At 72.4% G+C, this 21,033-nt stretch carries 19 protein-coding genes; 11 read left to right on the top strand and 8 right to left on the bottom strand.

Going from position 1 to position 21,033, the window contains the following annotated elements:
* Positions 1-2: 2 nt before the first annotated feature.
* Both ACPFP2_RS09310 and ACPFP2_RS09305 read left to right on the top strand, forming a co-directional pair.
* The gene (locus ACPFP2_RS09310) at positions 3-1,040 is read left to right on the top strand and encodes an ABC transporter ATP-binding protein (protein ID WP_424088002.1); all 1,038 of its coding nucleotides are present in this window, start codon (positions 3-5) and stop codon (positions 1,038-1,040) included.
* Positions 1,024-2,055 carry an ABC transporter ATP-binding protein gene (locus ACPFP2_RS09305; RefSeq protein WP_424088000.1) on the top strand — a complete coding sequence of 344 codons (1,032 nt, stop codon included), beginning with the start codon at positions 1,024-1,026 and terminating at the stop codon, positions 2,053-2,055. The genes ACPFP2_RS09310 and ACPFP2_RS09305 overlap by 17 nt, the downstream gene beginning before the upstream one ends.
* 287 nt (positions 2,056-2,342) lie before the next feature.
* Here ACPFP2_RS09305 and purH read toward each other — a convergent pair whose 3' ends face one another.
* Entirely contained in the window at positions 2,343-3,914 is a 1,572-nt protein-coding gene (gene purH / locus ACPFP2_RS09300; protein ID WP_424087998.1) for a bifunctional phosphoribosylaminoimidazolecarboxamide formyltransferase/IMP cyclohydrolase, read from the bottom strand.
* Between the two features lie 76 nt (positions 3,915-3,990).
* On the bottom strand, positions 3,991-4,611 hold the full coding sequence (gene purN / locus ACPFP2_RS09295; protein ID WP_424087996.1) for a phosphoribosylglycinamide formyltransferase: 621 nt from the start codon (positions 4,609-4,611) through the stop codon (positions 3,991-3,993).
* 184 nt (positions 4,612-4,795) lie between these two features.
* On the opposite strand from purN, the gene ACPFP2_RS09290 reads away from it, so the two are divergent.
* Both ACPFP2_RS09290 and ACPFP2_RS09285 read left to right on the top strand, forming a co-directional pair.
* Positions 4,796-5,101 carry a CD225/dispanin family protein gene (locus tag ACPFP2_RS09290; protein WP_088976002.1) on the top strand — a complete coding sequence of 102 codons (306 nt, stop codon included), beginning with the start codon at positions 4,796-4,798 and terminating at the stop codon, positions 5,099-5,101.
* A 24-nt stretch (positions 5,102-5,125) separates the two neighbouring features.
* A complete protein-coding gene (locus tag ACPFP2_RS09285; protein ID WP_424087994.1) occupies positions 5,126-5,734 on the top strand; it encodes a DUF4190 domain-containing protein in 609 nt (202 codons plus the stop codon).
* 152 nt (positions 5,735-5,886) lie between these two features.
* On the opposite strand, the gene ACPFP2_RS09280 is transcribed toward ACPFP2_RS09285, so the two are convergent.
* Positions 5,887-7,182 carry a DUF6350 family protein gene (locus tag ACPFP2_RS09280; protein WP_424087992.1) on the bottom strand — a complete coding sequence of 432 codons (1,296 nt, stop codon included), beginning with the start codon at positions 7,180-7,182 and terminating at the stop codon, positions 5,887-5,889.
* Positions 7,183-7,338: 156 nt separating this feature from the next.
* Between ACPFP2_RS09280 and ACPFP2_RS09275 the strand changes: the two genes are divergently transcribed.
* Positions 7,339-7,605 carry a DUF4190 domain-containing protein gene (locus ACPFP2_RS09275; RefSeq protein WP_424087990.1) on the top strand — a complete coding sequence of 89 codons (267 nt, stop codon included), beginning with the start codon at positions 7,339-7,341 and terminating at the stop codon, positions 7,603-7,605.
* 108 nt (positions 7,606-7,713) lie between these two features.
* Here ACPFP2_RS09275 and sucD read toward each other — a convergent pair whose 3' ends face one another.
* From sucD to ACPFP2_RS09260, 3 genes are all read right to left on the bottom strand, one after another.
* The gene (gene sucD, locus ACPFP2_RS09270) at positions 7,714-8,601 is read right to left on the bottom strand and encodes a succinate--CoA ligase subunit alpha (protein ID WP_424087988.1); all 888 of its coding nucleotides are present in this window, start codon (positions 8,599-8,601) and stop codon (positions 7,714-7,716) included.
* Between the two features lie 2 nt (positions 8,602-8,603).
* Entirely contained in the window at positions 8,604-9,782 is a 1,179-nt protein-coding gene (gene sucC, locus ACPFP2_RS09265; RefSeq protein WP_424087986.1) for an ADP-forming succinate--CoA ligase subunit beta, read from the bottom strand.
* 648 nt (positions 9,783-10,430) lie between these two features.
* Positions 10,431-10,835, bottom strand: a complete 405-nt coding sequence (locus ACPFP2_RS09260) for a cobalamin B12-binding domain-containing protein (protein WP_424087985.1) — start codon at positions 10,833-10,835, stop codon at positions 10,431-10,433.
* Between the two features lie 385 nt (positions 10,836-11,220).
* On the opposite strand from ACPFP2_RS09260, the gene ACPFP2_RS09255 reads away from it, so the two are divergent.
* Positions 11,221-11,937: a M23 family metallopeptidase gene (locus tag ACPFP2_RS09255; protein ID WP_424087983.1), complete on the top strand. Its 717-nt coding sequence runs from the start codon at positions 11,221-11,223 to the stop codon at positions 11,935-11,937.
* A gap of 264 nt (positions 11,938-12,201) precedes the next feature.
* A complete protein-coding gene (locus ACPFP2_RS09250) occupies positions 12,202-12,975 on the top strand; it encodes a M23 family metallopeptidase (RefSeq protein ID WP_424087981.1) in 774 nt (257 codons plus the stop codon).
* Positions 12,976-13,149: 174 nt separating this feature from the next.
* Here ACPFP2_RS09250 and pcrA read toward each other — a convergent pair whose 3' ends face one another.
* Positions 13,150-15,555 (bottom strand): DNA helicase PcrA, encoded by a 2,406-nt coding sequence (gene pcrA, locus ACPFP2_RS09245; protein ID WP_424087979.1) that lies wholly within the window; start codon positions 15,553-15,555, stop codon positions 13,150-13,152.
* A 184-nt stretch (positions 15,556-15,739) separates the two neighbouring features.
* Here pcrA and ACPFP2_RS09240 point away from each other — a divergent pair, with 184 nt between their 5' ends.
* The 4 genes from ACPFP2_RS09240 (at position 15,740) to ACPFP2_RS09225 (ending at position 20,727) form a co-directional block, all read left to right on the top strand.
* Complete coding sequence (locus tag ACPFP2_RS09240; RefSeq protein WP_424087977.1) at positions 15,740-17,593, top strand: bifunctional metallophosphatase/5'-nucleotidase; 1,854 nt, start codon at positions 15,740-15,742, stop codon at positions 17,591-17,593.
* A gap of 260 nt (positions 17,594-17,853) precedes the next feature.
* Entirely contained in the window at positions 17,854-18,198 is a 345-nt protein-coding gene (locus tag ACPFP2_RS09235; protein ID WP_424087975.1) for a chorismate mutase, read from the top strand.
* A gap of 492 nt (positions 18,199-18,690) precedes the next feature.
* On the top strand, positions 18,691-20,505 hold the full coding sequence (locus ACPFP2_RS09230) for a BTAD domain-containing putative transcriptional regulator (RefSeq protein ID WP_424087973.1): 1,815 nt from the start codon (positions 18,691-18,693) through the stop codon (positions 20,503-20,505).
* A 33-nt stretch (positions 20,506-20,538) separates the two neighbouring features.
* Positions 20,539-20,727, top strand: a complete 189-nt coding sequence (locus ACPFP2_RS09225) for a hypothetical protein (RefSeq protein ID WP_424087971.1) — start codon at positions 20,539-20,541, stop codon at positions 20,725-20,727.
* A gap of 81 nt (positions 20,728-20,808) precedes the next feature.
* Here ACPFP2_RS09225 and ACPFP2_RS09220 read toward each other — a convergent pair whose 3' ends face one another.
* Entirely contained in the window at positions 20,809-21,006 is a 198-nt protein-coding gene (locus ACPFP2_RS09220; protein WP_424087970.1) for a hypothetical protein, read from the bottom strand.
* Positions 21,007-21,033: the final 27 nt, after the last annotated feature.

Below are 21,033 nucleotides of genomic sequence, written 5' to 3'. Positions count from 1 at the left end.
CCATGACCCGGTCCGCCGTCCACCCGACCCCGGCCTCCCCGACCCCGCCCGGCGGCCACCTGCTCGACGTGCGCGACCTGCACATCGAGTTCCGCACCGGCGAGGGTGTCGCCAAGGTGATCAACGGGGTATCGTACCACCTGGACCCCGGGGAGACCCTGGCCGTGCTGGGCGAGTCCGGCTCCGGCAAGTCGGTCACCGCCCAGGCGATCATGGGCATCCTCGACACTCCCCCGGCGGTGATCCGCTCCGGCCAGATCCTCTACCAGGGCCGGGACCTGCTGACCCAGCCAGAGGAGCAGCGCCGGCGGGTACGCGGCCGGGAGATCGCGATGATCTTCCAGGATGCCCTCTCGGCGCTCAATCCGGTCTTTCCGGTCGGCTGGCAGATCGGTGAGACGCTGCGCCGACGCGAGGGGATGAGCAGGGCCGACGCCCGCAGACGGGCGATCGAGCTGATGGACCTGGTGAAGATCCCGGGCGCCGCGGGACGGATCGGCGACTACCCGCACCAGTTCTCCGGGGGCATGCGCCAACGCGTCATGATCGCGATGGCGCTCGCCATGAACCCGAAGGTCCTGATCGCCGACGAGCCGACCACCGCGCTGGACGTGACCGTGCAGGCCCAGATCATGGACCTCCTCGCCGACCTGCGCCGGGACCTGGACATGGCGCTGATCCTGATCACCCACGACCTCGGCGTGGTCGCCGGCGTCGCGGACCGGATCGCCGTCATGTACGCCGGCCGGATCGTCGAGCACGCCGACGTCCGCTCGCTGTACCGCACGCCCGCCCACCCGTACACGAAGGGTCTGCTGGAGTCGATCCCGCGCCTGGACGTGCGCGGCCAGGCGCTGTCCACGATCAAGGGGCTGCCGCCGAACCTGATGCGCATCCCCTCCGGCTGCCCGTTCCACCCCCGGTGCCCGTACGCACAGCAGGTCTGCGTGGACGTGGTGCCGCACGACCTGGTCCTTGGCGACGGCCGGACCAGCGCGTGCCACTTCGCGCAGGAGGTCCGTGATGACAGCGCCCGCTAGCCCGGCCAAGGTCCGCGGCGAGACGATCCTCGCCGTCGACGACGTGGTCAAGCACTTCCCGATCACCCAGGGCGTGCTGTTCCAGCGGCAGACCGGCGCGGTCAAGGCCGTCGACGGGGTGAGCTTCGAGCTGCGCCGGGGCGAGACGCTCGGCGTGGTCGGCGAGTCCGGCTGCGGCAAGTCCACCCTCGCCCGGCTGCTCATGCGGTTGGAGACGCCGACCTCCGGGCGGGCCACCCTCGAGGGGCGGGACCTGTTCAAGGCATCCGGGGCGGAGTTGCGCCGGCTGCGGCGCAACATGCAGATGGTGATGCAGGACCCGTACACGTCGCTCAACCCCCGGATGACGGTGGGCGACATCATCGGCGAGCCGTTCGACATCCACCCGGAGGCCGCCCCGAAGGGCAGCAAGCGCGGGCGGGTGCAGGAACTGCTGGACGTGGTCGGGCTCAACCCGGAGCACGTGAACCGCTACCCGCACCAGTTCTCCGGCGGTCAGCGCCAGCGCATCGGCATCGCCCGGGCGCTCGCGCTGCGCCCCGAGGTGATCGTCTGCGACGAGCCGGTCTCGGCGCTGGACGTCTCGATCCAGGCCCAGGTGATCAACCTGCTGGAGCAGCTCCAGGACGAGTTCGGGCTCTCGTACATCTTCATCGCGCACGACCTGTCGGTGGTCCGGCACATCTCGGACCGGGTCGCGGTGATGTACCTCGGCAAGATCGTGGAGATCGGCACCGAGGAGGAGATCTACGAGCGGGCCACCCACCCGTACACCCAGGCGCTGCTGTCGGCGGTGCCGGTGCCCGACCCGGACGCCCGCGACGCGCGGACCATGATCCGGCTCACCGGCGACGTGCCGAGCCCCGCCGACCCGCCGTCCGGCTGCCACTTCCGCACCCGCTGCTGGAAGGCGCAGGAGGTCTGCGCCCGGGAGGAGCCGCACCCGGTCCCCCGCGCCGCCGACCCGCACCCCTCCGCCTGCCACTTCGCCGAACTGCGCCCACCGACCGCCTGACCCTCATGTCGGCAGGCCCACCGGGCGGAGCGGCTCGACCGGCTCGGCGGGCGGACCGGCGGGGTACAGATTCGTGCGCTACCGACCTGATGGCGTGAATGGATCGGACGGCGATCCACCCACGCCATCAGGTCCGTAGTGGCCGCTCGCCCACCGGCACAGCGCGGGAGGCGGTGACGACCGCCGCCTGCCGTCGGGCCCGTCCCGCTACGCGGATCGGGATACGTCGCCCGTCATCGGCGCGGAGGCCCCGTCCCCACCCGGGGACGGGGCCTCGACCGAAGCGGTCAGTGGAAGAAGTGGCGGGTGCCGGTCAGGTACATGGTGACCCCGGCCTCCTTGCAGGCCGCGACGACCTCCTCGTCGCGAATGGACCCACCCGGCTGCACGATCGCCTTGACGCCGGCCTCGATGAGGATCTTCGGCCCGTCGGCGAACGGGAAGAACGCGTCCGACGCGCAGACCGAGCCCCGGGCCCGCTCCACGCCGGCCCGGCTCACCGCGAGCTGCGCCGAGTCGACCCGGTTGACCTGGCCCATGCCGACGCCGACGGAGGCGCCGTCCTTGGCGAGCAGGATGGCGTTGCTCTTCACCGCGCGCACCGCCCGCCAGGCCAGGACGAGGTCGCGCAGGGTCGCCTCGTCGGCCGCCTCGCCGGTGGCGAGCCGCCAGTTGGCCGGGTCGTCGCCGGCGGCGTCGATCGTGTCGCGCGCCTGCACCAGCACGCCGCCGGTGACCTGCCGCCACTCCGCCGACAGCGGGGCGAAGGCCGGGGCGCGCAACAGCCGGATGTTCTTCTTGCCCTGGAGGATCTCCACCGCGCCGTCGTCGTAGCCGGGCGCCACCACGACCTCGGTGAAGATCTCCGCGACCTGCCGGGCCATCTCGACGGAGACGGGGCGGTTGACCGCGATCACGCCGCCGAACGCCGACACCGGGTCGCACTCGTGGGCCTTGCGGTGCGCCTCGGCGACGTCCACGCCGACCGCGATGCCGCACGGGTTGGCGTGCTTGATGATCGCCACCGCAGGCTCGTCGGGGAAGTCGTTCGCGGCCCGCCAGGCGGCGTCCGCGTCGACGTAGTTGTTGTAGGACATCTCCTTGCCGTGCAGCTGCTCGGCCTGGGCCAGGCCGGGCGGACTGGACGGGTCGGCGTACACGGCGGCGCCCTGGTGCGGATTCTCGCCGTAGCGCAGCACCGCCTGGCGACGCAGGGCGAGCCCGGCGAACTGCGGCCAGCCGTCCTCGGCCGGTGCGAGGGTGGTGGCGAACCACTGGGCGACGGCCACGTCGTAGTCGGCGATGTCGGCGAAGGCGCGGGCGGCCAGCGCCCGGCGCTGGGCCAGGGTGAAGCCGCCCTCGGCGACGGCGGTCAGCAGCGCGGGGTACGTCGCCGGGTCGGTCACCACCGCGACCGAGTCGTGGTTCTTGGCGGCGGCCCGGACCATGGCCGGGCCGCCGATGTCGATCTGCTCGACGCACTCGTCCCGGCTCGCGCCGGAGGCGACGGTGGCCTGGAACGGGTAGAGGTTGGAGACCAGCAGGTCGATCCCGGCGATGCCGTGCTCGTCGAGCTGGCCGGCGTGGGAGTCCTTGCGCAGGTCGGCGAGGAGGCCACCGTGGATCTTCGGGTGCAGGGTCTTCACCCGGCCGTCGAGGATCTCCGGGAAGCCGGTCACCTGCTCCACCGGGGTCACCGGCACGCCCGCGCCGGAGATCGTCGACGCGGTGCTGCCGGTCGAGACGATCTCCACCCCGGCGTCGTGCAGCGCCCGGGCCAGGTCGACCAGGCCGCTCTTGTCGTAGACGCTGACCAGCGCACGCCGGATCGGGCGACGCGCGTCCTCAGTGCTGCTCATGCCGCCCCCTCGCTTCGCTCGGCGCCGGCATGAGGCACCACCACGCTGTACCGACGGTTCGCTCGCTGACGCTCGCTCACGGAACGGTGACCTTTCTTCCGGTGATCGTCCAACCTTGACGGACCAGGCGGCCGACCTGCTCGACGAGCTGGCGGCGCTCGGCTTCCTTGATGCGCTCGGTGAGCGTCTCCTCGTCGTCGTCGTCGCGCACCGGCACGGCGACCTGCGCGACGATCGGCCCGGTGTCCATCCCGGCGTCGACGAAGAAGAGGGTGGCCCCGGTGATCTTGACGCCGTAGGCGAGCGCGTCGCGGGGGCCGTGGATGCCGGGGAACGCCGGCAGCAGGGTGTTGTGCGTGTTCAGGTAGCGGTCGCCGAACGCGGCGAGGAAGTGCGGCCCGACCAGCTTCAGGAACCCCGCCGAGATGACCAGGTCCGGCCGGTGCTCCGCGACGTGCGCGGTCAGCGCCCTGTCCCAGTCCTCGCGGATGGGATGGTCCTTCACCCGGTCGACGAAGGTCGGCACCCCGGCGGCGGCGGCCCGGTCCAGGCCGGCGATCCCGTCCCGGTCGGCGCCGACGGCGACCACCTGCGCCCCGTACGCGGGGTCGGCGGTGGCGTCCAGCAACGCCTGGAGGTTGCTGCCGGATCCGGAGACGAGGACGACGAGGCGGGCGACGGACGCAGGCTCGGTCACCGGGCCACCCTATCGGGCAGGTCGGGACGCCCAGCGATCGGGCAGCGGCGATTCGGGTGATCACGCGCGTCGCACGTTCGCGATACGCTGCCCGTCGCCCGGTGGCCGGCGCACGCCCGCCACCGCACCCTTCAGAAATGATCAGGCACGGTCACCGTGCCGACGAACGAGGAGCACGTAGACCATGCAGCCCGGTTACCCGAACCCCGCCCAGCCTGAGCCGATCAACAACAACATGACGATGTCCATCGTCGCCATCTTCTTCTTCTGGCCGCTGGCCATCCCCGCCATCATCAACGCCTCGAAGGTCAACCCGCTGCTCCAGCAGGGCGACTACGCGGGCGCGCAGGCGGCCGCCGCCGAGTCGAAGAAGTGGTCGAAGTGGGCCATCATCATCGGTTGTGTCTGGCTCGCCATCGTCCTGGTGTGCTGCCTCGCCGGTGGCCTGGCCGGCATGGTGGGTGGCACCGCCGACACGAGCAGCTACTGACGATCAGCGACTGAGGAGCTTCACATGCAGCCCGGACACCCCGGTCAGGACCCGTACGGCCAGCAGCCCTCGCACGACCCGTACGGCCAGCCCGGCCCGGGCCAGCCGTACGGGCAGCAGCCGGACCCGTACGCCCAGCCGCCGCAGGCGCCGTACGGGCAGCAGCCCCACGACCCGTACGGCGCCCCGCAGGCCCCGTACGGCCAGCAGCCCACCTCGGGCCAGCCGTACGGCCAGCCGGTGTCGGGCGACCCGTACGCGCCGACCTCGGGGCAGCCCTACGGCCAGCCGTACCAGGACCCGTACGGTCAGCAGCAGCCCTACGGCGTGCCGACCTACCCGAACGCCGGGTACCAGCAGCCCGGGGGCCAGCAGAACACGCTGGGCCTGGTGTCGATGATCCTCGGCATCGCCGCGATCCCAATGCTCTGCTGCTTCTTCGTGGGCATCCCGCTGGGCATCGCCGCCGCGATCACCGGCTGGCTGGGCAAGCAGAAGGCCGATCAGGGGCTGGCCAGCAACGGCGGGCAGGCCAAGGCCGGCCTGATCTGCGGCGCGGTCGCCGTCGGGTTGGGCATCCTGCTGATCATCCTCAACGTCGTGGCCAACGTCGCCCTGCCGACGCAGCCCTGACGCGCGACGCGGAAGGGGCGTCCCGGTCCACCGGGGCGCCCCTTCGGTCGTCCGGGCAGGCCCGGACGCAGAGCGGCGACGCCGGGCGCGGACCAGGGGCCGACCGGGCCACGCCGGACGCGGACCAGGCGCAGACCCGGTGCCGACCAGGGTCAGGGACGCGACGCCGGGCGGGCCAGGACCTTGCCGGCCGCCGCCCCGAGCAGCGCGCCGACCGCCACCACCGCGGTGGCCACCATCCCCACCTGCCAGGGCACCGGCCCGATCTCGGCCAACCGACCGCCCCCGAGCGGACCGCCGGAGGCCGCGGCGGCCAGGCCGGCGAGCAGGCCGGCCACCGGCCCGGCGAGCGCCGCCGGCCCGAGCAGCGCCGGCCAGCCGGGCTCGGCCCGGTCGTCGGGCGTCGGCCGCAGCAGCCGGCGGGACAGCAGCCAGCCGGCGGCCATCCCGGCCAGCACCGGCACCGCGAGCAGGGCCGCCCCGAGCCCGTCGACCGGGCCGCTGGGCAGGCCTGCGAGCAGGGGTACGGCCGGCAGCGCGCCCACCGTCACCTCGCTGGTGCGGATCGCCGTGCCGGTGCCGACGGCGAACCCGGGGCCGAGCAGGTAGGCGGTCGACCAGACCGTCGCGTTGGGTGCGTACGCGAGGCTGACCAGGGTGATCCCGGCCTGCCCGGCCACCCCGGTGCGGTACGCCCCGATCATGTCGGCGGCGTCGCCCCCGCCGGTCGCCACCGCCAGCCCGGCCGCCCCGGCCCCCGCCCCGAACAGCAGCAGCCCGGCCACCAGCCCGGTACGCACACCGTCGCGCAGCACCGCCGGCGCGCGCTCGGCGAGCAGCGCGGCGACACCGGTGGTGCGTACCGACCCGACCAGCGCGGCCAGCGTGCCGAAGACCGCGTACGTGAGCCCGGCGCGGACCGGGGAGACGCTCAGCCCGCCCGTGCCGACCAGGATCGCGGCGAGGACACCGAGCAACGCGTACCCGATGCCGACCGCGACCGCGGCGGTGAGCGCCTGCCGGGGTGAGCGTCCCCCGCGCGCGCCCATGGCCCGGCTGGTGTGCACACCCGCCCGGGTCAGCCGCCAGACGACCAGCGCGGAGAGCGCCAGCGGGACGAGACCGAGCGGGCCGGCCTCGGTGTGCAGCGGCACGCCGTGGCCGAGCAGCCAGCCGGCCAGCCCGACGCGCAGCGCGCCGGTCACGGAGGCGGCGTCCTCGCTGAGCTGGGCCAACCCCAGCACCAGGGCGACCGGCAGGTACGACGTGAGCGCCGCCCAGCCGGCGGCGAACACGGCGGCGACGGCGAGCGGCGCCCGACTCCGGGACGACTCGGACCGGCGGGGGGCGGGCACCCGGGAACCCGACGCCGGCCGGCCGGACGGGCGGGCGTCGGCGCGGACGCCGGCGGCGGGACGGCGGGGCTGATCAGGGGTGACCGAGGACATCGGGTCTACTCTGGCACGCCGCGCGGACGACGGCTGCCCGGCGGGGCCGCCCGGTGCCGGCGAGTTCCCCGATCCACCGGTTCCCGGCCCTCGATCCGGTTTAGCCTCGGCGCAGGACGCGACTGACGTCGCGGCACCGAGCGCTGGGAGGCAGCTGTGACCGCTCCGTACCCGCCGCCCCCGCCGCCACCCGCGGCCGGGAAGGACCGCACCACCCTGTGGGGCGTCCTCGGCATCGTCCTCGGGCTGATCTGCTGCGGCATCCTGGGCATCGTCTTCGGCTACCTGTCGATCCGGGACGCGAAGCGGTACGGCCAGTCGCCGCTGCTCGGCTACCTGGCCATCGCCTTCGGCGTGATCAACATCATCGGCACCACGATCTGGCGGGCCAGCGGGACGTACCCGCTCTGGAACGACAACTGAGGGGGCCGACCGTCTCCGGTCGACCCCCTCGGTGTCGCACCCGCCCGCTCAGCGGCCGGCCGTGCATCATCCGCCCGCTCAGCGGCCGACTGTGCATCATCCGCCCGCTCAGCGGCCGGACATGATCTCCCGCATCAGCTTGGCGGTCTCGGTCGGGGTCTTGCCGACCTTGACGCCGACGGCCTCCAGCGCCTGCTTCTTCGCCTCGGCGGTGCCCGCCGAGCCGGAGATGATCGCGCCGGCGTGCCCCATGGTCTTGCCGGGGGGCGCGGTGAAGCCGGCGATGTAGCCGACCACCGGCTTGGTGACGTTGGCCTTGATGAACTCGGCGGCCCGCTCCTCGGCGTCGCCGCCGATCTCGCCGATCATCACGATGGCGTCGGTCTCCGGGTCGGCCTCGAACGCGGCGAGGGCGTCGATGTGGGTGGTCCCGATGATCGGGTCACCGCCGATGCCCACGCAGGTCGAGAAGCCGATGTCCCGCAGCTCGTACATCATCTGGTAGGTCAGCGTGCCGCTCTTGCTGACCAGGCCGATCCGGCCGGTGCCGGTGATGTCGGCCGGGATGATGCCGGCGTTGGACGCGCCCGGCGAGGCGATCCCGGGGCAGTTCGGGCCGATGATCCGGGTCTTGGCACCCTTGCTCACGTTGTACGCCCAGAACGAGGCGGTGTCGTGCACCGGCACGCCCTCGGTGATCACCACGGCCAGCGCGATCTCGGCGTCGATCGCCTCGACCACCGCGCCCTTGGTGAACTGCGGCGGCACGAAGATGACGGTGACGTCGGCCCCGGTCTCCTTCATCGCGTCCGCGACGGAGGCGAAGACCGGCAGCTCGGCGCCGTCGAAGTCGACGGTCGTGCCCGCCTTGCGCGGGTTGACGCCACCGACGACGTTGGTGCCCGCGGCGAGCATCCGCCGGGTGTGCTTCATGCCCTCGGAACCGGTCATCCCCTGGACGATGACCTTCGACTCCTTGGTCAGCCAGATAGCCATGATCAGACCCCCGCAGCCGCCAGCTCGGCGGCCTTCTCGGCCGCGCCGTCCATGGTGTCGACCCGCTGGATCAGCGGGTTGTTCGCGCCGTCGAGGATCGCCCGACCGGCCTCGGCGTTGTTGCCGTCGAGGCGGACGACCAGCGGCTTGGTGGCCTTCTCGCCGCGCTGCTCCAGCAGGGCCAGCGCCTGGACGATGCCGTTGGCGACGGCGTCGCAGGCGGTGATGCCGCCGAAGACGTTGACGAAGACGCTCTTCACCGACGGGTCGGAGAGCACGATCTCCAGGCCGTTCGCCATCACCTCGGCGCTCGCGCCGCCGCCGATGTCGAGGAAGTTGGCCGGCTTGACGCCGCCGTGCCGCTCGCCCGCGTACGCGACCACGTCGAGCGTCGACATGACCAGGCCCGCGCCGTTGCCGATGATGCCGACCTCGCCGTCGAGCTTGACGTAGTTGAGGTCCTTCTCCTTGGCGGCCTGCTCCAGCGGGTCCACGGTGGCCTGGTCGACCAGGGCCTCGTGGTCCGGGTGCCGGAAGCCGGCGTTCTCGTCGAGGCTGATCTTGGCGTCGAGCAGCAGCAGCTTGCCCTCGCCCGTCTTGGCCAGCGGGTTCACCTCGACCAGCGTGGCGTCCTCGGCGACGAACGCCTTCCACAGACCCACGGCGACGTCGACGACCTGGTCGGCGACCTCGGCCGGGAAGTTGGCGGCCTCGACGATCTCCCGGGCCTTGGCCTCGTCGACACCCTCGACGGCGTCGATCGGGGCCTTGACGACCTTGTCCGGGGTCTCGGCGGCGACCTGCTCGATGTCCATGCCGCCGGCGACGCTGGCGATGCAGAGGAAGGTGCGGTTCGCCCGGTCGAGCAGGTACGAGAAGTAGTACTCCTCGGCCACGTCCGCGGTCACGGTGATCATGACCTTGTGGACGGTGTGACCCTTGATGTCCATGCCGAGGATGTCGGTGGCGCGGGCCACCGTCTCCTCCGCGCCCTCGGCCAGCTTGACGCCACCGGCCTTGCCTCGGCCGCCGACCTTCACCTGCGCCTTGACGACCACCCGACCGCCGAGGCGTTCGGCGATCGCGCGGGCCTCCTCCGGGGTAGTGGCGACGCCGCCGGCGAGCACGGGCAAGCCGTGCCGCTCGAACAGGTCCCGCCCCTGGTACTCGTACAGGTCCACGATTGCGCGTCCCGTCCCGTCTCCGCGGCGCGCCGTCGCGCCGCCACCAGCGTTGTGTCAACTCCTTGGACGCCTGCCATCAGTTGAAACAGGCCGTCGGCCGCAGCCTAGCGAGACAGGCACCGGCGGCAACCGAGCGGGTGCGTGGTGTGCGGTAATGCACAGCGCGCCGCCGCCGACTCGCCGGTGGGAGCGACCCCGCCCACCGGGCCCCGGAAGATCCCGGAAAAGTCGCGTAACCCCCTGGTGGGGGCGTCGTTGAGTCTGATGTCGGAGCGCTGATCGAGCGCGGCGACGGGAGCGGCCGATGCCCTGTCGGTCGAGGGGTGGCGGCGGGGCATCGTGCATAGAAGGGCCGGGCGTGTGAGGGGTGCGTCCGGCCCTTCCCCCTGCCCGGGTTCCGGCTCCACCGAGCAGGCCAGCCGATGCGGACCGGGCCGGCCCGCCACGTGATCGACTCCATGTACGCGCAACGGCGGTATCCCACTCGAGGGACACCGCCGTTTCCGCGAAACGGAGTCGATCACGCAGGTGACACCGGGGCACCGGCGGGCGAGGACGGAGCTGGACCGGACACCCACCCGAGGGCCGGCCGCGCCGAGACGGACGGGGAAGAGGCAGCTCCGCCGTGACCGCCTGGCGGCGGGGTCAGGCGACCGACTGGGCGACGTTCCCCCGGACCCACTCGACGATCGACCGGGTGGTCGCGCCGGGGGTGAAGATCTTCGCCACGCCGAGCTGCTCCAGCTCGGGGATGTCGGCGTCCGGGATGATGCCGCCGCCGAAGACGACGATGTCCCGGGCGTCCCGCTCGGCGAGCAGTTCCAGCACCCGACGGAAGAGGGTCATGTGCGCCCCGGAGAGCACGGAGAGGCCGACCGCGTCGGCGTCCTCCTGGATGGCGGTCTCCACGATCTGCTCCGGCGTCTGGTGCAGACCGGTGTAGATGACCTCCATGCCGGCGTCGCGGAGGGCGCGCGCAACGACCTTGGCGCCGCGGTCGTGACCGTCCAGCCCCGGCTTCGCGACGACGACCCGGATACGAGAGCTCATCAGCGCACACCTTTCACGGGCTTCGCGGCTATCACCTGAACGAACGGTAACCGACGGGACCGGGGCAGGAAATCCGGGCCGCACCCCTATCGTCCGCGGGCCCCGCCGGGAAGCCGGACGCCTCCGCCGTTCGGTCACTGTCCGCGACGAACGGGCAGTTAGCGGGACAGCCGTCCGGCGGCTGGAGCTATGACAATGATGGACGGAAAGGGACAGAAAGACTCACCGGTTCGGCGCTTCCGCTTGTGACGGGAGCGGTGGAGGGCTACCGTGTCCACGGTTGTCATCAGGTCCACGGACGGGTGACGACGCGACCAACGGACGTTCGACGGAACCCGCCGGACGGCCAGAGGTGGCATCGGATCCCCGACAACGGAGGGTGTGCGTGCGCCAGCGCCTGTCGTCTGAGCCCGATAGATATCGCGGCCGCCGCCGCGTACCCACCCCCCCGCGGAGCCGCTACGCCGCGGTCGTCACCACCGCGTTCGTGGGAGCCGGAATAGTCGCGCTCGGCGCGGGCGCCCTCCCCGACAGCAAGACGGTCAGCCCCTCGGTCCTCGACGAGCTAAAGCAGGCGTCGATCACCAGCCAGGACGCGGCGGCCCGCGCCGACGCCGCCGACCGCGCCTCCCGGGACACCGCCCGGGACTCCCAGGTCAGCGCCACCGAGCAGGACCCGTGGCTGCTCCCCCTGCAGGGCTACGACTTCAACTCCCCGTACGGGATGCGCTGGGGCAAGCTGCACACCGGCATCGACCTGGTCGCGCCGGAAGGCACCCCGTACGTCGCCATCCACTCCGGCACCGTCACCAAGGCCGGCTGGTTCGGCGGGTACGGCTACGCGGTGATCGTCCAGCACGCCGACGGCAGCGAGGCCATCTACGGCCACTCCTCCTCGGTGAGCGTGCAGGAGGGCCAGCAGGTCAAGGCGGGCGACCAGCTCGGCCTGGTCGGCAACACCGGCCACTCCTACGGCTCCCACCTGCACCTGGAGATCCATGTCAAGGGCGAGCCGCTGGACCCGGTGCCGTGGCTCCAGGAGCGCGGAGTGGACATCAAGCTGCAAGTCGAGGCATATTACAGCGAGGTAGCGGCTTCCTGACGCTGCGTATCGCCCGTCGACCGCCCGGATCGTTCGATCCGGGCGGTTTTTCGTGGCCGGAAGTCTGCTACGTCACACCCCGGACTGTGACCGACGCCACCGGATCACAAGATCACAAAACCGCACAGGTTGGCCCAGAGCGGCATGAAGGTGGCGAGATGTGGCCACCCGCTCCGGTTACCCACTGGTACCGGTACCCGCCGGGGACCCGGCCTACACCCAGGATGGGCAGGTCCCGCCCCCCTGAGTGTGTGAAGGTCCGACGTGCAGGAAGACAACATCACCCGCAACGAGAAGATCGCCGCCGCCCCGGCGCGGCACCGGCGGCAGCGCCGCGGTGGGCGCGCCCTCGTCGTCGGCGCGGTCGCCCTGGTCGGCCTCGGCCTCGCCGGCGCCTCGGCCGTCGCGCTCGACTCCGACGACCGGCCCGCCCCGACCGCCGTCGCGCTCGACGCCCAGGCCCGCGCCGAAGCCGACGCCCGGGCCGACCGCTCCGACCGGGAGCCGATCACCCCGGCGAGCCCGTCGGTCACCGCCAGCCCGACGGCGAGCCCGAGCGCCAGCCCGACGCCGAAGCCCACGAGGAAGGCCACCCCCAAGCCCACGGCGACGCGTACCGCGAAGCCGAAGCCGAAGCCGTCCTGGGTCCTCCCGATGAAGGGCGCGGACATCACCTCCTGCTACGGCCCGCGCTGGGGCACCCTGCACGCCGGCATCGACTTCGCGATGCCCGCCGGCACCCCGGTCCGCGCCGCCTTCGGCGGCACCGTCGAGAAGGCCGGTGACGTCGGCGACGGGTACGGCATCTCCGTCGTGGTCGACCACGGCAACGGCTACCTGACCCACTACGCCCACCTGAGCACCGCCAAGGTGAGCGTGGGCGAGAAGGTGGGCGCCGGGGAGACCATCGGCCTGGAGGGCTCCACCGGCGACTCCACCGGACCGCACCTGCACTTCGAGGTGCACCAGGGTCAGCTGTGGAACCAGATCGACCCGGGGCCGTTCCTGCGCGCCCGGGGCGTCGACGTGGGCTGCTGACCCGGCGGCCCGACGGCGGGGCGACGCTCCGCCCGGCCGCGCCCGCCCCGTCCCCCGGGGACCGCGGCGTCGCGGCACGTCGGACGGCGACCCGGACCCACGAGGACCGGAGCGCCGCGGACGACACGTGAGGGCCCCGCCCGGCGGTTCGCCGGAGCCGGGCCCTCACGTCGTTCAGAGCTTGTCGATGGGGGCGTGCCGGAGCACCAGCCACATGGTCTGCTCCCCGAAGTCGATCTGCGCCCGCGCGCCCGGGCCGTGCCCCTCCACGGCCAGCACCCGGCCCAGCCCGTAGCGCTGGTGGTTGACCCGGTCGCCGACCGCGACCTTCGGCCCCTGCGGCAGCTCGCTGGCGGTGGCCAGCCGGCTGGCGTCCACCCCGAGCCGCTTGGCGAGCTGCGCCGCCTTCGGCGTACCCCCGGTGAAGCCGCCACGCCCGCCGGGCGCGCGGTCCGCGCGGCCGCCGACGCCGCCGCCCCCGCCGGCCCACGAGGTGTACGACCCCTCGGTGCGCTCCCAGCGGACCAGCTCCGGCGGCAACTCCTCCAGGAACCGCGACGGCGGATTGTAGGCCGGCTGCCCCCACGCCGAGCGGGTGACCGCCCGGGACAGGTGCAGCCGCTGCCGGGCCCGGGTGATGCCGACGTACGCCAGCCGCCGCTCCTCCTCCAGCTCGCGGGTGTCGCCGAGCGAGCGCAGGTGCGGGAAGACGCCGTCCTCCAGGCCGGTCAGGAAGACCACCGGGAACTCCAGCCCCTTGGCGGTGTGCAGCGTCATCAGGGTGACCACGCCCTGGTGGTCGGGGTCGTCGGAGGGGATCTGGTCGGCGTCGGCGACCAGCGCCACCTGCTCCAGGAAACCGGCCACCGTGGCCCGCTCCCCCTCCTCGGCCGTCGCCTCGATCCGCTCGGTGTACTCCCGGGCGACGCTGACCAACTCCTGGAGGTTGTCCACCCGGCCGGCGTCCTGCGGGTCCAGGCTCTCCTCCAGCTCGGTGAGGTAGCCGGAGCGGGTGAGCAGCGCCTCCAGCACCTCCTCCGGCGTGCCGGTCGCGGCCAACTCCCGTGCGCCGTCGAGCAGCGCGACGAACTCGGCGATGCCGTTGGCCGCCCGGGTGGAGATGCCCGGCGCGTCCTTCGCCCGGCGCAGCGCGGCGCCGAAGGAGATGCGGTCCCGGCTGGAGAGGGCCTCCACGCAGGCCTCGGCCCGCTCGCCGATGCCCCGGCGGGGCGTGTTCAGGATCCGGCGCAGACTCACCGTGTCGTCGTCGTTGACCACCGCCCGCAGGTAGGCCAGCGCGTCGCGGACCTCCTTGCGCTCGTAGAAGCGCACCCCGCCGACCACCTTGTACGGCAGGCCGACCCGGATGAAGACCTCTTCGAAGACCCGGGACTGGGCGTTGGTGCGGTAGAAGACGGCGACGTCGCCGGGGCGGGTGTCGCCGGAGTCGACCAGCCGGTCGACCTCCCGGGCCACCCAGTCCGCCTCGGCGTGCTCGGTGTCGGCGACGTAGCCGACGATCTGCTCGCCCGCGCCCGCGTCGCTCCACAGCCGCTTCGGCTTACGGGAGGTGTTCCGGTCGATCACCGCGTTGGCCGCGTTGAGGATGGTCTGGGTGGAGCGGTAGTTCTGCTCCAGCAGGATCGTGCGGGCGTCGGTGAAGTCCCGCTCGAACTCCAGGATGTTGCGGATCGTCGCGCCCCGGAACGCGTAGATCGACTGGTCGGCGTCACCGACCACGCAGAGCTCCGCCGGCTCGACCCCCTCGGTGCCGGAGACCAGCTCCTTGATCAGCACGTACTGGGCGTGGTTGGTGTCCTGGTACTCGTCGACCAGCACGTGCCGGAACCGGCGGCGGTAGCTCTCCGCGACGTGCGGGTGCGACTGGAGCAGGTGGACCGTCGTCATGATCAGGTCGTCGAAGTCCAGCGCGTGCGCCTCCCGCAGCCGCCGCTGGTAGAGCGTGTACGCCTCGGCGAGAGCCCGCTCGTTCGGCCCCTTGGCCCGGCCGGCGAACTCCTCCGGGTCGACCAGTTCGTTCTTCAGGTTGGAGACCTGGGCGGCCAGCCCTCGCGCCGGATAGCGCTTCGGGTCGAGATCCAGCTCCCGGGTGACCATCTGCATCAGCCGGCGCGAGTCGTCCGCGTCGTAGATGGAGAAGGTGGACTTGAGCCCGGCGTGCTCGTGCTCGGCGCGCAGGATCCGTACGCAGGCGGAGTGGAAGGTGGAGACCCACATCAGCCGGGCGCGCGGGCCGACCAGGTCGGTCACCCGCTCCTTCATCTCCCCGGCGGCCTTGTTGGTGAAGGTGATCGCGATGATCTCGCCCGGGTGCACGTCCCGCGCCGCGAGCAGGTAGGCGATCCGGTGGGTGAGCACCCGGGTCTTGCCGGAGCCGGCGCCGGCCACGATCAGCAGCGGTGAGCCCGCGTGGGTGACCGCGTCCCGCTGGGGACCGTTCAGACCCTCGACCAGTTGCTGCGGATCGAGGTGCGTGACGGCGGAACCCGGCCGGCGCGGCGGGGTCCGGGACGGCACGGGCGCGGGCGGGGACGCGGGGATGTCGAAGAGAGGATGCATCGCACGGCGAGTCTATGCCGCCGGCCGGACACTTCCCGCCCGTGCACGCCCCGCCGTGACACCGTCACGCGGCGGACTGAGACGAACCTGTCACGGTGTCGCCCCTGGCGTGTTCGTACCCGACCCGGGACGATGACGCGGAAACCCCCGACTACTCCCCCGTACACGACTTGGGAGAACGACCATGAGTCAACCGCGCTCGCGCGGTCGGGCCCTGCTGCGTCACCTCGCCGCGCCGGCCCTCGCGCTGGCCGTCGTGGCCAGCCTGCCCGCCACCGGACGGCCCGGACCGCAACCGGCCGCCACCGACGACACGGCCGGCCTCGTCCCGGTCGCCGTCTCCTACGCCGCGCCCCGCGGCGGTGAGATCAAGGGCCAGTTCCTCAGCTACAACGACTTCCACGGCGCCATCGACCCGCCCGGCGGCAGCGGCGCCGTGGTCAACGGCACCCCCGCCGGCGGCGTGGAGTACCTCGCCACCTGGCTGAGGAAGCTGCGCGCGGAGGCGAAGGCCGACGGACGGGGCACCACCACCGTCGGCGCCGGCGACCTGATCGGCGCCACCCCGCTGGTCAGCGCCGCCTTCCACGACGAGCCGACGATCGAGCTGATGGACGAGGTCGGGCTGGACATCAGCTCGGTCGGCAACCACGAGTTCGACGAGGGCGTCGACGAGCTGATCCGGATCGACAAGGGCGGCTGCCACCCGGTCGACGGCTGCGCCGACGGCGACGGGTTCGCCGGCGCCGGGTTCACCTACCTGGCCGCCAACACCATCAGCAAGAAGACCAAGCTGCCGATCCTGCCGCCGATCGACGTCCGCTTCGTCGGCGGCGTGCCGGTCGGCTTCGTCGGGGTCACCCTGGAGGGCACCCCGGGCATCGTCAACCCGGCCGGCATCTCCGACGTCACCTTCACCGACGAGGTCCGGACCGCCAACAAGTGGGGCGGGCTGCTGAAGCTCTTCGGCGTCAAGGCGATGGTGCTGCTGGTGCACGAGGGCGGGGCACAGAGCCCGCCGCCGAGCGCCCCGGGCGTCTCCGACTGCGCCAACTTCTCCGGCCCGATCGTGGACATCGTGCGCGGCCTGCGGCCCGAGTTCGGCGTGGTGGTCTCCGGGCACACCCACCGCTTCTACTCCTGCTCGCTGCCGAACTCCTCCGGCGCGCAGAGCGTCGTCACCAGCGCCGGCAGCAACGGCCAACTGATCACCGACATCGACTACTCGCTGGACCGGCGCACCGGCCGGTTCACCAGCATCACCGCGAAGAACGTGATCGTGGAGAACGGCGTCCGCAACGCCGACGGCACCTGGCAGCAGAGCGCCCCCGGCGTCTACGCCCGCAACCCGGACCTGGTCGACCCGGGCGCGAAGGCGCTGGCCGACAAGTACCGCGCCGCGGTCGCCCCGATCGCCAACAAGGTGGTCGGCCGGATCAGCACGGACATCGTCCGCGACGCCCGCCCGAACGGGGAGAGCCCGCTCGGCGACGTGATCGCCGACGCGCAGCTCGCGTACACCAGGGGCGACGGGGCGCAGCTCGCGCTGATGAACCCGGGCGGGGTCCGGGCCTCCCTGTCGTACGGGGCGTCGGCCGGGGGCGAGGCCCCGGGCGAGGTGACGTACGGCGAGGCGTTCAGCGTCCAGCCGTTCAACAACCTCGTGGTCACCCAGACGCTGACCGGCGCGCAGCTCAAGAACGTGCTGGAGCAGCAGTTCGTCGGCTTCAACGGGCAGACCACCCAGCGCATCCTCCAGCCGTCGGCCGGGCTGACCTACTCCTACGACACCACCGCCCCGGCCGGCTCCCGGGTCAGCGCGCTGACGCTGGACGGCGTCCCGGTCGACCCGGCGGCCGGCTACCGGGTCACCACGAACGACTTCCTCGCCAACGGCGGGGACGGGTTCACCGAACTGAAGGCGGGCACCGGCCGTACCACCGCTCCCGGCTTCGACGTGGACGCGCTGATCGCGTACCTGGGCGCCGGCGCGCCGGTGGCGCCGGGTCCGGCCGACCGGATCACCCGGCTGGGCTGAACGGCGTGGCACGGCCCCGCGCGCCGGGGGCCGTGCCACGTCCCACGTGTTGGCGTTTCCTTGCGCGGCCGCCCCGACGGTCGGCATACTCGATTCCGTGTTCGGTCAGCGCGTCTTCTTTTACTACGGCACCGGGAGTCCGGCAGCCGTGGGTCGCGCCTGATCGACAGACCTACGAGAAAGCCCCGGGCTCCTGGAGCCCGGGGCTTTCTCCGTTCCGGGATCCCGACACCGGGCACGACGTCAGGAAGGTACGACCGATGATGACAGACGTGGCGGAACAGAGCGGCGAGACGACGGACGCGCGGGCGGGCGAGGACGGCGGAGACACCGCGGCCCGCTTCGGCACCGACGAGCCGGGGGCGGCGGCACGGATCGCCGCCATCCGCGAGCGCATCGACGAGATCGACCGGACGATGATCGCGCTCTGGCAGGAGCGGGCCGAGCTGTCCCGGGAGGTCGGCGCCACCCGGATGGCCTCCGGCGGCACCCGCCTCGTGCTCTCCCGGGAACGGGAGATCCTGGAACGCTTCCGCCACGCGCTCGGCGCGGACGGCACCCAGCTCGCCCTGCTCCTGCTGCGGGCCGGCCGCGGGCCGCTGTAGCACCCGCCGTACCGCCTCGCGGCTGCGCCGGTCCGGCCCGGGCTGCCGGTCGACATGTCGCCACCACGCCCGACCGGGCAGCGTCATCCGCTGCCCGGTCGGAGCGGCACCGCTGTCCGGGCTGCCCGGCAGCTGCCCCCTCCCGGCGGGCGTCCGACGACGTCGGTGGCCGGCGGGATCGACGAACGCAGCCCGACGACACACTGCAATCCCCCGTACGGTCGTCGCGCCGACGCATTGACGTCGGACTTCGTCGACGCTGCCGGTAATTCGCCATGGGCAGCCTTGGATCCGCCTCGGAATCGGTTGTACTCTGCCGTCACCCGCGTCGGGTGGCACGTGACGAGCGGCTGATCTTTTCCGCTTCTCATCGACCTTCGCGGCACAACTGAAGATGTCAGTCATCGTCACGGGGGACGTATGAATGTCGAGTTCAAGATCCTGGGAACTGTCGAAGTTCTCCAGGACGGAGTGCCTGCGATCCTGAACGGGGTGAAACCGCGCCAGTTGCTGACGGCGCTGCTCCTCACTCCGAACCGTATCGTCTCGATCGGTTGTCTGGTCGACGCGCTCTGGGGGGACGAGCCCCCACGTTCGGCGGCGCAGAACCTCCGTACCTACGCGACCGTGATCCGCCGCAACCTGGTGGGTACGGAGTGCGGTCTGACCACCTCCCAGGCGGGTTTCCGGCTCCGGCTTCCGCCTGGTCGCCTCGACAGCGAGCAGTTCGCCGCCTCGGTAACGGCCGCCCGCGCCGCACTCGCCGACGAGCGGACGGACCGGGCCGTGACGTTGTTCACCGACGCGCTGGACCGCTGGCGGGGCCCCGCCGGCCAGGGCCTGCCGCGCGACAGTTGGCTCGGCGCGGCGCTGGGGGCCCTGGACGAGCAGCGGCTCGCGGTGCTGGAGGAGCGTGCCGAGGCGCAGCTGCGTCTGGGGCAGCACCGCGAGGTGGCCGCCGTGCTGCCTCGGCTCGTCGGTGACCACCCGCTGCGCGAGCGGATGTGGCGACTGCTGATGCTGGCGCAGTACCGCAGCGGAGCCGTCGGCGCGGCCCTGGAGAGTTACACCCAGGCCCGGTCCTGCCTCGTCGAACACCTCGGCGTCGAACCGGATCAGGAGTTGCAGGCGCTGCACCGGGCGATCCTGCGACGCGATCCCGAGCTGGCCCCACCCGCCGACTCGGTGGCGCCGGCCCGGCCGCCGGCACGCACGCCCGGATCGGTCACCACGCCGGCGGACCCGTGCCCGCCCCGTCATCTGCCCGCGCCGCACGTCGTGTTCGTCGGTCGGGACCGTACCCTGGCCGAACTCGCCGGCCTGCTCGCGCAGCCCACCCGGGGTCGCGCGGTGACGCTCGGCATCCACGGCACGGCCGGGATCGGGAAGTCCGCGCTCGCGCTCCAGGTGGCGCACGCCGCGGCCCGCCACTTCCCCGACGGGCAGTTCTACGTGGACATGCGCGAGGACCGCGATGCCGATGGCGACGTATCGATCGTCCGGACCGTGCACCGGGTGCTCCGCGCCGCCGGGCAGACCGGCCCGCTGCCGGACGACTTCGTCGAGGCGGCCGCACTGTTGCGGTCCTGCCTCGCCGGGCGGCGGGTGCTCACCGTGCTCGACAACGCCGCCTCGGCAGCGCACGTCTCCGCGCTGCTGCCGGCGCACGAGGGATCGGCGGCCATCGTGACGAGCCAGCCCCTCTCGCACTCGCCCGCCCTCAGTCACACCACGGTGCTGGCGCCGCTCGACCGGTCGAGCGCCACGCAGGTGGTGGAGGGGATCATCGGGATCGAACGCGCCTCCGCAGCACGGGCCGCGGTCGCCGACATCGTCGACGCCTGCGCCGGCTTGCCGCTCGCCCTGACCGCCGCATCGACCCGGCTCGCCGCCAGGACGCACTGGCCGGTGGAGACGACCCGTGACCGACTGTTGCCGGAGCACCGACGCATCGCCGAACTCAGCCTGGGTGAGATCTCCGTCCGCCGGTCACTGGATCACGCCGTCAACGAGGCGTCGGCGCGTCATCCGCAGGTCGTCCGCACGCTGGCCCGGCTGAGCCGATTCCGGGCCCCCTTCGACCTCGGTATGGCCCTGCACGCCTGCCAGGAGCCGGCCGCCGAGACGGAAGCGGTGCTGGAGACCCTCGTCGACTTCGGGTTGTTGAGCACCGCACCACCGCACCACTACCGGCTGCCGGACCTCATCCGGCTGTTCGCCGCGGAACTGCGTCCGGTGGACGGGAGCCAGGGTTCGCCCGCGGGCCTGTACGTGATGAACCCCGATCGGTGTATCGCACGCTCGTAGGCTCCACCCACGTCACGACGAAGGGAGGAATGCATGCGGAGACTGGCGGAGGGCATCGGGTACCGGGTGTTGAGCCGGTTCCTGCCGACGGCCACCGCGGCGGCGGGAGTGTGTGGCTGCGTGCCCAACGACTGCTGGTGCCGCAGCGGCACGACACGGTGCTGCTGCAAGGCCGACTGTGTGACCGTCACCTGCTGGTGCCCGGCGGGCGGCTGCCGCTGAGCGGCCCGCCGGCACGGTAGACGGGAGTGCCCGCCCAGACACGCCTGGGCGGGCACTCGCGTTGCCGCTGGCGAGCCGCGATCAGTTACCGCAGCCGTACGGGTAGCACCAGCAGGTGATGGTCTTGCAGTCCCCACCGCAGCTGCAGTACAGGTTCGTCGCCTTGTTCTTGCACCAGCCGTCGTACGGGCTGCAGGCGCACGACCCGGCCGACGCGGTGACGGTCGGCAGGAAGCGGCTGACGATGCGGTAGCCGAGATTTTCGGCGGCCTTGAACATATTGTCCTCCTCTATCGATCAGGGACG

It is taken from the genome of Micromonospora citrea (assembly GCF_049629545.1).
GTDB lineage: Bacteria > Actinomycetota > Actinomycetes > Mycobacteriales > Micromonosporaceae > Micromonospora > Micromonospora citrea_A.
The sequence above is the reverse complement of the archived record's forward strand: the minus strand, read 5'-3'. Positions and strand labels throughout refer to the sequence as shown.